General features: G+C 71.9%; 15 protein-coding genes. 8 read left to right on the top strand and 7 right to left on the bottom strand.

Annotated elements, in window-relative coordinates:
- Positions 1-8: 8 nt before the first annotated feature.
- Both ABH940_RS12870 and ABH940_RS12865 read right to left on the bottom strand, forming a co-directional pair.
- Positions 9-458, bottom strand: coding sequence for a LacI family DNA-binding transcriptional regulator (locus tag ABH940_RS12870; protein WP_370062772.1), 450 nt, complete (start codon positions 456-458; stop codon positions 9-11).
- A 17-nt stretch (positions 459-475) separates the two neighbouring features.
- A complete protein-coding gene (locus ABH940_RS12865; RefSeq protein WP_370062995.1) occupies positions 476-1,936 on the bottom strand; it encodes a GH1 family beta-glucosidase in 1,461 nt (486 codons plus the stop codon).
- A gap of 307 nt (positions 1,937-2,243) precedes the next feature.
- Between ABH940_RS12865 and ABH940_RS12860 the strand changes: the two genes are divergently transcribed.
- Positions 2,244-3,278, top strand: a complete 1,035-nt coding sequence (locus ABH940_RS12860; RefSeq protein WP_370105303.1) for a LacI family DNA-binding transcriptional regulator — start codon at positions 2,244-2,246, stop codon at positions 3,276-3,278.
- 219 nt (positions 3,279-3,497) lie between these two features.
- On the opposite strand, the gene ABH940_RS12855 is transcribed toward ABH940_RS12860, so the two are convergent.
- Positions 3,498-3,794: a GYD domain-containing protein gene (locus ABH940_RS12855; protein ID WP_370105302.1), complete on the bottom strand. Its 297-nt coding sequence runs from the start codon at positions 3,792-3,794 to the stop codon at positions 3,498-3,500.
- Positions 3,795-4,023: 229 nt separating this feature from the next.
- Here ABH940_RS12855 and ABH940_RS12850 point away from each other — a divergent pair, with 229 nt between their 5' ends.
- Positions 4,024-4,968 (top strand): S16 family serine protease, encoded by a 945-nt coding sequence (locus tag ABH940_RS12850; RefSeq protein ID WP_370105301.1) that lies wholly within the window; start codon positions 4,024-4,026, stop codon positions 4,966-4,968.
- A gap of 137 nt (positions 4,969-5,105) precedes the next feature.
- On the opposite strand, the gene ABH940_RS12845 is transcribed toward ABH940_RS12850, so the two are convergent.
- Positions 5,106-5,678, bottom strand: coding sequence for an AAA family ATPase (locus ABH940_RS12845; protein ID WP_370105300.1), 573 nt, complete (start codon positions 5,676-5,678; stop codon positions 5,106-5,108).
- 480 nt (positions 5,679-6,158) lie between these two features.
- Between ABH940_RS12845 and ABH940_RS12840 the strand changes: the two genes are divergently transcribed.
- From ABH940_RS12840 to ABH940_RS12830, 3 genes are all read left to right on the top strand, one after another.
- The gene (locus ABH940_RS12840) at positions 6,159-6,482 is read left to right on the top strand and encodes a hypothetical protein (protein WP_370105299.1); all 324 of its coding nucleotides are present in this window, start codon (positions 6,159-6,161) and stop codon (positions 6,480-6,482) included.
- A gap of 92 nt (positions 6,483-6,574) precedes the next feature.
- Positions 6,575-7,966 (top strand): DUF4331 domain-containing protein, encoded by a 1,392-nt coding sequence (locus ABH940_RS12835; RefSeq protein ID WP_370105298.1) that lies wholly within the window; start codon positions 6,575-6,577, stop codon positions 7,964-7,966.
- A gap of 123 nt (positions 7,967-8,089) precedes the next feature.
- Positions 8,090-8,473 carry a hypothetical protein gene (locus ABH940_RS12830; protein WP_370062758.1) on the top strand — a complete coding sequence of 128 codons (384 nt, stop codon included), beginning with the start codon at positions 8,090-8,092 and terminating at the stop codon, positions 8,471-8,473.
- A gap of 61 nt (positions 8,474-8,534) precedes the next feature.
- On the opposite strand, the gene ABH940_RS12825 is transcribed toward ABH940_RS12830, so the two are convergent.
- Positions 8,535-9,377: a hypothetical protein gene (locus tag ABH940_RS12825; protein ID WP_370105297.1), complete on the bottom strand. Its 843-nt coding sequence runs from the start codon at positions 9,375-9,377 to the stop codon at positions 8,535-8,537.
- 84 nt (positions 9,378-9,461) lie between these two features.
- Positions 9,462-10,526 (bottom strand): BadF/BadG/BcrA/BcrD ATPase family protein, encoded by a 1,065-nt coding sequence (locus tag ABH940_RS12820; protein ID WP_370105296.1) that lies wholly within the window; start codon positions 10,524-10,526, stop codon positions 9,462-9,464.
- Positions 10,527-10,717: 191 nt separating this feature from the next.
- On the opposite strand from ABH940_RS12820, the gene murQ reads away from it, so the two are divergent.
- On the top strand, positions 10,718-11,629 hold the full coding sequence (gene murQ, locus ABH940_RS12815) for an N-acetylmuramic acid 6-phosphate etherase (protein WP_370105295.1): 912 nt from the start codon (positions 10,718-10,720) through the stop codon (positions 11,627-11,629).
- Between the two features lie 46 nt (positions 11,630-11,675).
- Here murQ and ABH940_RS12810 read toward each other — a convergent pair whose 3' ends face one another.
- Complete coding sequence (locus ABH940_RS12810; RefSeq protein ID WP_370105294.1) at positions 11,676-12,602, bottom strand: MurR/RpiR family transcriptional regulator; 927 nt, start codon at positions 12,600-12,602, stop codon at positions 11,676-11,678.
- Between the two features lie 161 nt (positions 12,603-12,763).
- Here ABH940_RS12810 and ABH940_RS12805 point away from each other — a divergent pair, with 161 nt between their 5' ends.
- On the top strand, positions 12,764-14,035 hold the full coding sequence (locus ABH940_RS12805; protein ID WP_370062748.1) for an exo-beta-N-acetylmuramidase NamZ domain-containing protein: 1,272 nt from the start codon (positions 12,764-12,766) through the stop codon (positions 14,033-14,035).
- Positions 14,032-15,156, top strand: coding sequence for a serine hydrolase domain-containing protein (locus ABH940_RS12800; RefSeq protein WP_370105293.1), 1,125 nt, complete (start codon positions 14,032-14,034; stop codon positions 15,154-15,156). Before ABH940_RS12805 ends, ABH940_RS12800 begins: the two co-directional genes overlap by 4 nt.
- Positions 15,157-15,302 lie beyond the last annotated feature (146 nt).

The raw sequence follows: 15,302 nt of genomic DNA, 5'->3' as shown, positions 1-15,302 counted from the left end.
GTCTCCCGTCAGACGAGCCGACGCCGGGCAGGCGTCGCGGGGTCGGGCGGACAGCCGCAGCTCTCGCGGCGGATCACGCGGGTGGGCAGGACGACGTCGGCGCGGGTGGGGGCCGTGGCCGGCTGAGATGTAGTGATCATGGAGTGCAGGACCTCGAAGGCTCGCGCGCCGATCTCCTGGATCGGCTGCCGCACGGTGGTGAGCTGGGGACGCAGGTGGCGGGCGAAGGGCAGGTCGTTGAAGCCGGTGACGGCGACGTCGCCGGGGACGTCGAGCCCGTGCTCGGCCAGGGCGTGGATCACACCGAGCGCGGTCTGGTCGTTGGCGCAGGCGATGGCACGTGGCAGTTCCTCGTCCCGGGCGATCAGCCCGCGGACGATCTCGACGCCGCGGGCGGCCGAGTAGTCGCCCTGCCAGGCGGGACGTAGGACCGCCTTCGGCTCCTCACAAGAGTCCAAGCGCTGTGAATTCCGCGTCAGTTCACCGGCACGGGTATCGCCCCCTTCCGTGCCGCCTCGCCGTACCAGTAGGCGCTCGACTTGGGCGTACGACGCTGTGTGGCGTAGTCGACGTAGACCATGCCGAACCGCTTCGAGTAGCCGTAAGCCCATTCGAAGTTGTCCAGCAGGGACCAGGCGAAGTAGCCGCGGACGTCGATTCCGGCCGCCACCGCCCGGTGGACGGCGGCGAGGTGTTCCCGCAGGTAGGCGACCCGCTCCGGATCGCGCACCTCGCCGTCGGGGTTCGGATAGTCCTCGCAGGCCATGCCGTTCTCGGTGATCAGAATCGGGAGGTCGGGCCGTTCCTCGCGCACCCGGGAGAGCAGGTCGAAGAGCCCGGTGGCGTCGATCGCCCACCCCATACTGCTGACCGGTCCCGTCGGCTGGTGGAAGGCCACGGACTCGGAGCCCGGCCAGGGCGAGCCCTCGCCGGTCCCGTGCACCGCGCTGGTGCCCGGGCGGCCATCTGCGGAAACCCAGGCGGGGGTGTAGTAGTTGATCCCGAGCGCGCCGATCGGGGCGTGGGCCGTCGCGGTGTCGCCGGGTCGGACAAGCCGCTCCCAGTCGACCAGGTGGGCCGTGTCGCGCAAGAGGTCGTCGTCGTACCGGCCGTGGAGCATGGGGCCGAGGAAGACCCGGTTGCCCACCGCGTCGATGCGCCGGGCCGCCTCCACGTCCGCCGCGCTGTCGGTGAGCGGTCGGATCTGGTGCAGGTTGAGGCTGACCGACAGCGAAGCGTCCGGCACTGCCGCGCGCACCGCGGCGGCGGCCAGGCCGTGGCCGAGGTTCAGATGGTGCGCCGCACGCAGCGCCGCGGCCGGATCCGTCCGGCCGGGCGCGTGGACGCCGGACCCGTACCCGAGGAAGGCCGAGCACCAAGGCTCGTTCAACGTCGTCCAGTTCTTCACCCGGTCGCCCAGCGCACCGGCGGCCAGGGCCGCGTACTCACCGAACCGCTCGGCGGTCGCCCGGACCGGCCAACCGCCCGCATCCTCCAACTCCTGTGGCAGGTCCCAGTGGTAGAGCGTGGCCACGGGGGTGATCCCCGCCTCCAGCAGGTTGTCCACCAGCTGGCGGTAGAAGTCGAGCCCGCGCTCGACCGCAGGCCCGTGCCCGGTCGGCTGTACCCGGGGCCACGCGATCGAGAACCGGTACGCCGTGAGCCCGAGCTCGCGCATCAGGGCCACGTCCTCGCGGAAGCGGCGGTAGTGGTCCACTGCGACCTCCCCCGTGTCGCCGTGGTGCACCTTGCCCGGCGTGGCGCAGAAGGTGTCCCAGATCGAGGAGGTGCGGCCGTCCTCGGAGGCGGCGCCCTCGATCTGGTAGGCCGAGGTGGCCGCACCCCAGAGGAATCCGGGCGGGAAGTGCAGCAGCCCGTCGTCAGCGGGAGAGGCGCGGGTCGCCGACGGTGGAGCGGGCGGGCGGAGGGATGGCATGGCACCGGTGGAACTCATCGCAGCTGACTCCCTGGACGGACGACGGAGGCGGAACCGGAACGGACTGCCGTGGGACCGAGGAGTGGAGACCATCAGATGGGAGCGCTCCCATATCGCTCGGTGCCGGAAGCCTGAATCTTCTCGTGCGCCACTGTCAAGACCCGCGCAGAAACCTGTCCGATACATCTGGGAGCGATCCCAATCAGATCGCGCTAGGGTGGTGACCCCGCGAGCAGCGGCCGTCCCTGTGCACACCCCGGCGCAGGAAGAGCGAGCGCGTCATGAGCCCGGGGACGAAGGGAACGGAATGAGCACCAGGTCGGCCGAGCGCGGCGACGGACGCCCCACACTCGAGGCCGTCGCGGCACGGGCCGGTGTCGGTCGTGGCACGGTCTCACGCGTCGTCAACGGGTCGGCAGGGGTCAGCCCGCGGGCGCGCAAGGCCGTCGAGCAGGCGATCGCCGAACTCGGCTACGTCCCGAACCTGGCCGCCCGCTCCCTGGTCACGAGCCGGACCGACGCCATCGCCCTCATCGTTCCCGAGACCGAGACGCGGCTCGCGTCCGAGCCCTTCTTCGCGTCGATCATCCGCGGCGTGGCCAGCGAGATCTCGGACACCGACCTGCAGTTGCTGCTGATCCTGGTCAGCACCGAGCGCGAGCGCCGCCGCCTGGCCGGCTTCCTCGACGGACGTCGCGTCGACGGCGTGCTGCTGGTCTCCGTCCACACGGACGACCCCGTGGTCGAGCTGCTGGAACAGTCAGGCCTGCCCACGGTCCTCGGCGGACGCCGCTCCGACCTGGAACCGCTCAGCTACGTGGACTCGGACAACCTTCGCGGCGCCTGGGCCGCCGTACGCCATCTCCTGGACCTCGGGCGTCGGCGGGTGGCGACGATCACCGGCCCGCTCGACATGGAAGCCTCCGGCGTCCGTCTGGAGGGCTACCGTCGGGCACTCCGCGAGGCCGAGCTCGCCGTCGACCCGGGACTGATCGCCCACGGCGACTTCTCCGAGAGCTCCGGCGAACAGGCCATGGCCGAACTGCTCGCACGCGAACCCGCCCTCGACGCCGTCTTCTGCGCCTCGGATCTGATGGCCGCAGGCGCGATGCGCACCCTGCGCCGGGCGGGCCGCCGGATTCCGGCCGACGTCGCACTGGTGGGCTTCGACGACTCCCCCATCGCCCGGCATACCGAACCCCCCATGACCACGGTGCGTCAGCCGAGCGAGGAGATGGGACGCGCCATGGCCCGGCTCCTGCTGGAGCAGATCGCCGCCCCGAGCCGCAGCCACCGGCAGATCATCCTCTCCACCGAGCTCGTGGTCCGCGAGTCCGCGTAGGCCCTGTCGTCAAACTCCCGCCGGGCCCGGCTTGCCTGGCACGCCCTTCTGCCGCGTTGTCGGATCGCCCAAGTACGGCCCAGTACGAGGGCGACCCTCCGCCTTGCAGCTGGCCGCACCAGACAACCCGGGCTGATCCGACGCGAGTTTGACGACAGGGCCTAGCCGGTCGCGTCTCGGATTCAAGAGGGTTCGGGTTCACGAAGGAGGCGACGCGCCTCACCCCGCTGCCTTGGTGACGATCGCGTCCATTTCCTCCGCGCTGAAGGCCCGCATGCTCACCGTCCGGACGTTGCCGACACCGCTGATCTGCAGCAGGGCGGCGGTGGCCGTCTCGTCGTCCGGCGCCTCGACGGTGATCACAAGGTCGTAGGGTCCGACAGTCCAGTAGACCGAGATCACATTCCCGCCCAGCCGCTCCAGCGCCGCGCCGAAGGCCGCGGCCCGCTCGGTCGTGTCCCGATAGCCCCGGACGCCCTGGTCGGTCCAGCTCACAAGGCTGATGAAGGTGGCCATGGATGTTCACTCCTCTCCCACCCTTCCATCGTCGTCCCTCGCCGCCGGCCGGGCGAGTGCGCGGGCCCGGGCCAGTGGCCCGCGCACGGCGCGGTCGGTCCCGTCGGCATGACCGGGTGCACGCTGCGCGGGCGGTCGGGAACGTGGCACAATCTGCGCGCCCGCCCGCAGCATGGGTCGCCGAGAGTTCTGGCACGAGGGGCATCAGCGTCACCACCAGGGGGTTGCCATGTTCTTCAAGCACAAGCATCTGCTCAAGGACCTGCGTGAGCACGGACGCGAGGGGAACGCCGAGATCCTCTCCATGCGGACCATCGGGGAGGGCGGCAACATGCGCTCCGCGTGGTCGTCGGACGAGGACCTCACCACCACCTGGTTCGACTGCTGGATGAAGCTCCTCGTACAGCCGGTCGACCGCTCGCAGCCGCCCTTCGAGGCGACCGTGAAGTCCCGGGTGCACACCCTCAAGTGGCAGGGCAGCCACGTACCGGTCTGGTACGACCCGGAGGACCACTCCCGTGTCGTGGTCGACTACGAGGCCGACGTCGAGAACAAGATGCACCTCGCCGCCCACTCCGACCTGCTGATGCATCGTCACGACAGTCGGCTGGGGCTGGCCTGGACCCCGCTCTCCGGGGAGCTCGTGCCGGTGGAGGTCACTGCGGCCACGGGCAAGGGGCGGCTCACGGTCCCACGGAAGTGGTCGGCACTGCTGGAGGAGCCCGCGCAGGCGGCCTTCGCCTACGTCCGGGCCAACACCGCCCGGCTCCTGCCGGAGCTGGATGCGTCCTGGTTCACCAAGAACGACGTGCAGGTGGTCCAGGCCTACGGCAACGTCCCGGTCGGCGCGACCGTCGCCGACGGGCATGCCGCCGGCGCGGCAGTGGTCGCGGCCCTGGTCTCCTACCTCGGCGGCCACCTGGTGCGTCCCGAGGTGGCCGTGACCGGCGCGGTCACGGCCACCGGCGAGTTGGTGCCGATCGAGGGCTTCGGCGAGGCCCTGGACGCGGCCAAGCACAGCTACGCCACGGTGCTCGTCGCCCCGGCCGGCAACCAGGCGGAGGCGACGAAGATCGGGCAGCGGCGGCGCCAGGGCGTCGAGCTCGTCTTCGCCGGGCAGGTGGACGAGGCCCTGCACAAGGCCCTCGCCAGGCGTGCGTTGAAGGCACGCTAGCCGTCCCTGTGTCGGGCCCCGCGCAGAGGCGACCATGGCAGGACCCGACAGCGGTCCGTCGCGGAGCCTGCAGCTGTCGGGACCCGACACCAGTCTCACGCCGCATGCGGCCGGCGGTCCGAGCGGACACGCGGCCGTCACCCGGACGCGAGCAAACCCCGCCCCGGGGGGAGGTTGAGGGTGGCGAATGCGACGATCCGGTCCAGGGACGGCTTCCAGCCCTGTGTGGTGTCCACCACCAGGCAGGGAACGTCGAGGGCAATCGGGACCCACGACTCGATCGGCCGTTCCCCTTCCGCAATTCGGCGCAGGAGGTCAGCGTCTCCGTGCACCGCACGCGAGGGCACCTCGACAGATCTGCGGGCGACGCGCACGCGGGCGAATTCCGGATCGACAACGCAGCGCACGATCCGGATGCTTGCCAGGTCCGCCAGCGGCTCCAACCCCGGGCGCCACAGACGGTCCTGGAACGCAGCCTCCGCCACCAGGCTCCTGCCCGACTTCAGGAGCTCAGCCAGGGTCCGAAAAAACGTCTCCAGCGTCTTCAGGTCCACATGGTCGGCGGGCTCGGCACCAGCGGCGGCCAGGTTCTCCTTGATCTCGTCGCGGCAGACCGCAGGCCAGCCGAGCGCGTCGGACAGGGCGTGAGCCAACGTCGTCTTGCCGGCCCCGGGAGGGCCGCTGACGGCAACCAGTGTCGGGCGTCCCACAGTGCTGCCACCTCTCGTTCGACCAGGACACCATTCTCGACTCGGGCGCCGGTGTGGACCAGGGGCTGAGGTTGCCAAGGGGCCTCCGGCGCTCCGGGGCACGGTGAAGTGTCCGGCCACGGCGGAGGGCGTGAGCGGATCGTCCGTCACCACGATGATTCCGCGCTGGTCAGTAGGGTCGCCGGTCCGACCCGTCAGCGCCTGGACAGGTTCACCCGATCGGAGGCGCCAGGATGGCCGTGAGCTGGCATTCCGCGCGGCGCCGCCGGTCGGGGCGGGGTCTGTGGTGCGCATACGGTTCTTGACTGTCCGTTATGTCAGGGCTTGACTGCGAGCGACCAGCGCCGCCCCGTCCGGATCTTTGCTCCTCGCCGCCACCCAACCTGCCCCGTGAAGGGCCGGTTGCCGCCTGCGTCGGCCGTCGGCGCGGAATCCGGCGATCGCGGCTCCTCGCACCCACGTCCCAGCGGAGGACTGCGCATGTCCGAAACCCTCGACACCGAACGGCCTGGCGATCCGTCACCCCTGTCACGTCGCCGCCTGATCCAGAACGCCACCGCCGCAGGCGCCGTGACCGTGGCGGCGGGATTCGCCCTGAACGCCGGTACCACCGACGCCGCTGCCGCGGCACCGCGACCGGACACGGCGTTGTCGCACGACGCTCCCCGGCACACCGCTGCCGAGCCCTTCGTGGTCCGCGTGGTCGACGCCCGCACCGGTGAACTGGACATCTTCCACGGCGAGCGGCACCACCGGGTCCGCGACCCGAAGCTCGTCGCCGAACTGCTGCGCGCCGCGCGCTGACCCCAGTGTCCCTGGGGTGCCCCGGCCGGGGACTCCCCCGGCCGGACCCCACCTGTCCTCCGGCACCCATCACCCCATCTGCGAGGTTCTCCATGTCCTCCCACCGTGAAGCCCCCGAGATCGCCAAGGACCCGGTCGCCGACAGCACCGACCTGTACGCGTTCGTCAGCCCCGACTCCCCCGGCACCGTCACGCTGATCGCCAACTACATCCCGCTCCAGAACCCGGCGGGCGGCCCGAACTTCTACGAGTTCGGCGACGACGTGCTCTACGAGATCCACATCGACAACGACGGCGACGCCCGTCCGGACATCACGTACCAGTTCCGCTTCACCACCCACCTGCGGAACCAGGACACGTTCCTCTACAACACCGGCCCGATCACGTCCCTGGACTCGCCGAACTGGAACCGCTTCCAGACCTACACCGTCACCCGCGTCGAGCACGGCGGACGTCAGACGGTGCTGGGCAAGGACCTGATGTGCCCGCCGTGCAACATCGGCCCGCTGTCCACCCCCGACTACCCGGCCCTCGCGAACGAGGCCGTGCACCGCCTGGGCAGTCGGAAGGTCTTCGCCGGGCAGCGCGCGGAAGGGTTCTACGTCGACCTCGGCTCCATCTTCGACCTCGCCAACCTGCGCCCCTTCCAGTCGCTGCAGGTCTTCGCCAAGGCGATGAACTTCCAGAACGCCCCCGGCGTCGACAGCACCAAGGAACTCAACGTCCACAGCCTCGCCCTGCAGGTCCCCGTCGACGAACTGACCCAGGGTTGCTGGAACGGCAAGGACGTCGACAACCCGCACGCCGTCATCGGCGTGTGGACGACAGCGAGCCGCCGCGCCTCCCGCATCATCGAGCAGGGCCGCGGCAAGGACTCCGAGTCCGGTCCGTTCGTCCAGGTCTCGCGGCTGGGCAACCCGCTGTTCAACGAGGTCCTCGTCCCGATGGCCCGCAAGGACGAGTGGAACGCCCTGCCCCCGGCGGACGACAAGAGGTTCGCCTCCTACGTCGCCAAGCCCGAACTCGCCGGACTGCTGCCGGTGCTCTACCCGGGCGTCTTCCCGAACCTGGAGGCGCTCGACCAGTCCGGCAAGCCCCGCGCCGACCTGCTCGCGATCCTGCTCACCGGCATCCCCAAGGGCGTCGTCCCCGGCTTCGAGAACTTCACCGGCCCCACTGAAGCCGACATGCTGCGCCTCAACGTCGCGATCCCGCCCGCGGCAAAGCCGAACATCCTCGGCCTGATCGGCGGCGACCCGGCCGGATTCCCGAACGGGCGCCGGGTCTTCGACGACGTCGTGACCGTCGAACTGCGCGCCATCGCGGGCCTGACCTACGCGCTCGTCGACAAGTCCTTCACCCCGGACGCCGCAGCCGGCGAGATCACCGACGGCCTCGATAGCAGCTCACCCGAGAACCCCTACCTGAGCCGGTTCCCGTACCTCGGTGTCCCGTACGACGGCTACCACCACCCCGCCTCCTGAGCCCCGCGCCGTCGCCCACGGCCTCTTTTCCTGCTTGATCGCTTGATCGCTCCGGTGCCCCGCGCGGAAGGAACCTCCCAGTCGACGGGCACCGGAGCCCAACTCGCTTCCAAGGAACCGGTCATGACCCGCACAGAGATCCACGACCAGCCCGCCCTCGACCAGCACCAGCACCAGCACGGGCAGGGGCACACGCACCCGCCGCTGCCGGCCCCCTCCCGTCAGGGCAGCGTCGTCCTCGACATCGGCACCGGGACCGGAGCGTTGGTCATCCACACCACCAGCGCGGAGGACGAACTCGAGATCCACGTCAGCCCGACGGACCTGCCGGAACAGCGGACACACGCGGCCGTCCGCCCACGCCACCTCCCCGACCGGACCCTGTACGCCGCCGTCATCACCCCCCTCCCCGTCGGCCGCTACACCGTCTGGAGCCAGGACGACACACCGCACGGCACCGCCACCATCACCGAAGGACACGTCAGCGACTACCAGTGGACCTGTTGAACCCGGGCGTGGCGGCCGACGCCGATCACTTCGGCCGAGGATCGGGGACGTTCATCGGTGTTCAGGGGCGTTCGACAAATTGCAGGAAGCCGCCGAGCGAGAAGCAGAGAGCGCCGGTGAGGGTGCCCCAGTTGGCGATGTCGACGTTGATCAGGCTGCCGGTCGAGGGACGGGTGTAGGCGGCGAGCGCCGAGACCATGAAGAGGGCGGAGCCGAGCTGGTTCACTGCGACGATCCACCAGCCCAGGCTGCGCAGGCGCACACCGGGCCGGCCGTGACAGATCTCGACGAGTGCGAGGTGGCCGGAGATCAGGAAGAGCAGGCAGCCGACCACGTCGGGTCCCCAGATCAGCCGGTTGACCTGCTGGACGCTGAGCCCCTGAACGAAGGAATCCAGCAGGTTCACACCGAACACCAGCGTGCCGGCAAAGAGCAGGAACGTACTCAGCCAGTCCACCCGCGTCGGCTCGTAACTCCACCAGCGCCAGCCGAGGGTGACCAACCGTCCCTCGCCTCCCGGTAGGTGACGAGGCGAGTTGATGTCCTGGAGCAGCGAGACATAACCACCAGTGTTGAAGAACAGGCCTCCGGCAAAGTAGATCGACGCGCAGGTCGTGGCATCACCCGAGCCGAACTGCGCGACTCCGGCGCCGCCCGCGAAGAGGGCTCCGCCGATGACGAAGGCGGTCGCCGCAATGGCATTGAGCCTGCGCAGGCGGCTGAGGGCGACGTCGTCGGCGCTGGTGCTGCGGCTGGTCGTCGCACCGGGCGGGCGCACGGCGATCCGTCCGCGTCGACGGGCGAGTCGTGACTCCCACACAGCCGTGCCGCCGCCGGGAACACGCCAGGTGAGGCGGGTGGTGAACGGTCCCGCTCCCTCGGCGTGCTGTTCCGGCTTCTCCACGGGCCGAGCCTAGACCTACCGCCCGGACGTCCCACGAGCGAAACGCCGCAGGCGGCAGACGCCGAAACCGCGTGGAGCCGGGACTCAGGAGAGGCCTGCTTCTCTGCCGGTCGAGTCGGCCGACGCGGTCCGGCGGTACAGCCGAGTTACCAACGGCTCGTGCGGGCCGTCGGACTGACGGGCCAGCAGCCGGGCGCCGTACAGGGGGTCACCGAGGGCGTCCCGGACGACGAGCCGCGGGTGTCGCAGGGCCAGCGCGGCGTGGAGCGGGTCCAGGAGCGGTGCGCCCAGGTGCACCAGGCCGCCGGTCACGGCTACGGCGATGGGAGAGGGAACGGGTTCGGGAGCCTGAACGGGTTCGGCGCCCGTCCCCGTGGTCAGCCGGGCGGCAGTGGCGACGGTCGCGGCGAGCGCGGTGGCCGCGGCGTGCAGGATGGCGACGGCGGCGGGGTCACCGGCAGCGGCGCTCCGGGCCACGGCCGGGGCGAACCGGGCGGCGGACCGGGCCGGATTGCCGTCCTGCTCCAGCACGCCGGGCAGGCGGCCCAGATCGCCGAACAGGTCTGCGGCCTCCTGGCTCAGCGCCGTGGGCTCGCCCCTGCCGTCGCGGGCGCGCAGTGCGGCGCGCAGACCGGCCAGGCCGATCCAGGCGCCGCCCCCTTCGTCGCCGAGCCACGGACCCCATCCGTCGACGACGGAGAGGGCCCCCGTCTCGCCCACGCCGACGGCGACCGCACCCGTGCCGGCCGCGAGTACGACTCCGCTCGTCATGCCGAGGGCACCCGCGTGGGCGGTGACGGCGTCGCTGGTGACGGCCACCTGGTCGGTGGGGAGGGCGTCCAGCAGGGCCTCGGCCAGGGCGCGGGCGGCGTCCGGGGCGGCGACGGCTCCGGCCGCGCCGACGCAGAGCGCGGCGAGTCGGTCGGTTCCCGTCTCGGCGAGGAGGTCGGCGGACACCTTTCTGATCAGCGCCTCCGCCCGGGCCGCTCCCCCGGGGCTCGCCAGCCCCGGAGCGCCCGGCAGTTGACGGACCGCCAGGGCGGGGTCCGCACCACGCTTGGCGCGATCGGTGCCGGGCTCGGCAGGGTCGGACCACAGCCCGGCGCGGCAGCCGGTCTTGCCGAGGTCCACCGCGAGTACGGCTGCCATGACCCGTGCTCCGTTCGCTCGGACCCAGTGACCGGCCTGCGTTCCAGCGAGTATCGAAGAGGTGGACGGGCATGTCAATCATTTACCTGCATAAACAGAAGGCCGTATGTTTTTGACCGTCCCGGGGAGGCTGACTACGGTGGACCCCGCTCGGACGCGCTGCCGCCCGACCTGCGAAAGGACCATGCGCCGTGGATCTCAGTCTGCTGGGCACCGAATCCCCGCACTCCGGCACCGGAGACCTGGACCGGATGCCGGTGTCGGACCTCCTCGCCACCATGAACGACGAGGACGGCGCAGCGGTCAGGGCTGTCCGGGCCGTCCTTCCGGCCGTCGGGTCCGCCGTGGAGCTGATCGCCGCCTCGCTGCGACAGGGCGGCCGACTCGTCTACCTCGGGGCCGGGACCAGCGGCCGGATCGGCATGCTCGACGCGGTCGAGTGCCCGCCCACGTTCGGCACCGATCCGGCCCAGGTGGTCACCCTGCTCGCCGGCGGGCCGGGCGCGTTCACCACCGCCGTCGAGGGCGCCGAGGACGACCCGCAGGGCGCGGTCGTCGGCCTCGACGCGCTCGGCGTCGGCGCCCGGGACACCGTCGTCGGGCTCGCCGCCAGCGGCCGGACGCCCTACGTCGTGGGCGGGTTGCGGCACGCGCGCTCCCTCGGGGCGTCGACGGTGTCCGTCGCGTGCAACCCCCGGGCGCCGATCAGCGCCCACGCCGACGTCGCGATCGAGGTCGTGACCGGCCCCGAGGTGCTGACCGGCTCAACCCGGCTCAAGGCGGGCACCGCGCAGAAGCTGGTCTGCAACATGCTGTCCACCGCCGCGATGGTGCGGATCGGCAAGGTCTACGGGAACCTCATGGTCGACCTGCGCCCGACCAACGACAAGCTGCGCGACCGCGCCCGCCGCATCGTGGCCGAGGCCGCGCACACCGACCTCGACGCCGCCGAGCGGGCCCTGGCCGCCGCCGACGGCCACGCGAAGACGGCGATCATCATGCTGCTGACCCGATGTGACGCCGCGCAGGCCGGAGCGCTGCTGTCCGGGTCCGAGGGAGACGTGCGGACGGCCGTCGCCGCCGCCCCTGCCGACCGCACCTGAGGCGGAGGGCGGGGCTGACGGCGCGGCTGCGGCGGAGGGCGGAGGTTCAGGGCTCCGCGTGCCCGTGGACGGCCGTGTAGGTGCGTTCCAACGCGCGCATGGTGCGGCTGTAGTTGCGCTGCGCCACACCCACGAACAGGCAGTCGACGACCGTCAGCGCGGCGATCCGGCTGGCCATCGCCCCGGACCGGAAGGTGGTCTCGCGCACGGCCGTGGTCAGCACGTGGTCGGCCACCTCCGCGATCGGCGAGCGGGGGAAGTTGGTGATGGCGAGGGTGGCCGCGCCGTTGTCCCGCGCCTCGGCGAGCGCGGCCACCGTGTGCGCGGTGGACCCGGTGTGGGAGATGCCGATGGCGAGATCACCCCGGCCCAGCAGCGCTGCGGAGGTGAGCGCCCCGTCCGGATCCGGGAACGCGTTGACCCGGCGGCCTATCCGCTGCAGCTTCTGCTGCAGGTCCAGGGCGATCAGCGCGCTGGCCCCGGCTCCGTAGAGGTCGACCGCGTCGGCCGCGGCCACCGCGTCGATGGCCCGCTGCAGGGCGTCCAGATCCAGTTGCGCGGCGGTGTCCTCCACCGCGCGGGCGTCCGCGAAGGCGAGCTTGTTGACCACCTCCGCGAGCGGGTCGCGCGGGCCGATGTCGCTGCCGACGGCGGTCCAGCTCGCGGAGCCGTCCTCCTGCCCGGCCGCGGCGGCCAGCCCGATCCTGAGATCGGGGTAGCCCTTCAGGCCGACGGCACGGCAGAACCGCACCACGGTGGTCTCGGACGTGCGGCACTCGGCGGCCAACTCGCTGATGGTCTTGCCCGCCACCGCGCCTGGATCCGCGATCGCCGCCTCCGCCACCCGCCGTTCGGAGGGCGGCAGGGTCGGCAGCAGGGCCCTGATCCGGACCACCACGCTCTGCGGCGGCACGGAGGGCACAGCCGTCGCCTTCCGTGCGTCACGCCGCCGCCGTTCAGTCCCTTGCGTCATGGCGAAATCCTACGGACTCGCAGCCGACCAGGTCGACGGCCTTCGCACATGCCTGCCAGGCGGTCGGGGCGCGGGCGAAGCCGAGGTCGGTAATTTACGGCTGAACGACGGATACCGGAACCCGTTGACCCGTCCCGGAGCCCCGGCTAGCGTGTTCCGCCGTGAGGACCGCGACGCCCACCGCGATGCCGACCGTGACCACCGGCCTGGACCGGCTGCTGGCCGATCCGGACCTGCTGCCCGCCCGTCGCATCGCGCTGGCCACCAACGCCACCGGCCTCACCGCCGACCTGCGGCGCGGAGTGGACGCGCTGCGCGAACGCGGCTTCACCGTGACCGCGCTGCTGGCGCCCGAGCACGGCCTGCACGGCACGGCGCAGGCCGGCAGGTCCGAGGGCACCGGCAACGACCCGGCCACCGGCATCCCGATCGTCGACACCTACGAACTGCCCGCCGCCGACCTGGATGCGGCGATCGCCGCCACCGGACCCGAGGCCGTCGTCTTCGACATGCAGGACGTAGGTACTCGCTACTGGACCTACACCTCGACCATGCTGGACTGCATGGCTGCTGCCGCCCGCACCGGCGTCCCCTTCGCCGTCCTCGACCGCCCCAACCCGCTCGGCGGGACCACGGTCGAGGGCCCCGGCCTGGACCCGGCGTACCGGAGCTTCGTCGGGCGGCTGGACATCCCGCTGCGGCACGGCCTGACCGCCGGGGAGATCGCCCGGCTGGCCGCCCTGCGCTCGGCCGGGACGTCAACCCCGCTACCGGATCCGGTCGTGGTGACGGTCGGCGGCTGGAAGGACCGGTCGCCGGGCGCGTGCCACCCCTTCGTGCCGCCCTCCCCCAACCTGCCGACCGCGGACACCGCGCTGGTCTACCCCGCGACCGGGCTGGTCGAAGGAGTCAACGCGAGCGAGGGACGCGGCACGACCCGCCCGTTCGAGACCGTCGGCGCACCCTACGTCGACGACCGGCTGCTGCCCCTGCTGCGCGAGCAGGAGCTGCCCGGCGTGCTCTGGCGGGAGACCTGGTTCCGGCCGGTGTTCCACATGTACGCAGGCCAGGTGCTGCGCGGGGTCTCACTCCACGTCACCGACGCCGCGGCGTTCGCCCCCGTGCGGACGGGGCTGACCCTGCTGTGGGCGCTGGCCGGGCTCTACCCGGACGAGCTGCGCGTCCTGCCGCGCGGCTCCGGGACACCCGCGTCGGAGCAGGGCTGCGCGTTGGACCGGCTGTGGGGCTCGGACACCCTGCGCCGCGCGCTGGAGGAGGGACGCGACCCGCGCTCACTGAGCGGCCCGGCCACCACGGTCCACGCGACCTACCCGGCCGCCCTGTTCACGTCCGGGGAGGCAACCGAGGAGGCAACCCAGGCGGCACGCGAGAAGGCAACCGAGGAGGCACGCGAGGGGGCCTGCGCACCATGACCGACCCGCTCCACCGGATCACCGCCCTCGTCGACGCGGCCGTCGCCCGCCGGACCTGCTCGGCCGCCGCCGTCGCGGTGACCGTCCTCGGCGAGCCGGTGCTGCGGCACCGGACGGGCGTGCTCCAGCAGGTCGGCGACGACGGCACCGAACTACCCACGGACCGGCAGCAGTCGGTCGACCCCGACACCCTCTTCGACCTGGCCTCCGTCACCAAGGCCTACTCCGCCCACACGCTGCTCGGCCTCGTCGCGTCCGGCGCGCTGGCATTGGACGCGCCGCTGGCTGAGCAGCTGCCGGAGTACCGCGAGGGTGAGCGCGCCAAGGTGACGCTGCGTCAGCTACTGACCCACACCTCCGGCCTGCCCGCCGTCTGGGACGGCTGGCGTCCGGCGGCGGAGGGGCGCACCGCCCCGGGTGCCCAGGGCTCCTGGCCTCCCGACCGCCGCGCGCTCCTGGCCGACCTGGCCGCCACCCCGCTCACCGCCCCGCCCGGCACCCGCTGGGAGTACGCCTGCACCGGCTACCTCACCGCGATGCTGCTGGCGGAGCGCGCCACCGGCGAGCCGTGGGAGGCCCTGGTCCGACGGCACACGCTCACCCCGCTCGACCTCGCCGCGACCACCTTCCGGCCCGACCCCGCGCGCACCGCCGCGACCGAGCGCCAGCCGGAGTTCGCCCGGGGCACCGTCCGCGGGATCGTGCATGACGAGGCGTCATGGTCGTTGGGCGGAACGGCGGCCAACGCCGGGCTCTTCGCGACGCTGGAGGACGTGGTGCGGTTCGCCGAGGCCGTCCGCCGCGGTGAGGATGAGCGCACCGCCGCGTGGATGTGGGACGACCAGTTCCCCACCGTGCTCCCGCCCGACGGCGAACGCCCGTCCCACGGCGCATCATTGGGCCTGCGCATCGGCGAGACGGCGTGGATGGGCACAGCGGGCGTCGCCTCCCGTGGGCATACCGGCTTCACCGGCACCTCGCTGCTGACGGATCGCGACCGCGGCCTGACGGTGGTGCTGCTGACCAACCGCGTCCACCCGACACGTGACGGCGGCAGCGTGCACCCCCTGCGCGCCGCCGTCGCCGATGCCGCGCAGGCCTTCGCGGCGGCGACGTGCTGATGCTCCGTCATATACCGGGATTCCGGCGCCCGCAGGGGTCTCCTGCGGCCTAGCGTCTGTCCGGCGGGCCCAGCGCGAGCGTCATCCGGGCCCAGCGCGACGCGGGGCACGCGGATTCGCGTAAACCATTGACGCATTTTTTCCAC

The organism is Streptacidiphilus sp. BW17 (genome assembly GCF_041262485.1).
In the GTDB taxonomy this organism is placed as follows: domain Bacteria; phylum Actinomycetota; class Actinomycetes; order Streptomycetales; family Streptomycetaceae; genus Streptacidiphilus.
The sequence above is the reverse complement of the archived record's forward strand: the minus strand, read 5'-3'. Positions and strand labels throughout refer to the sequence as shown.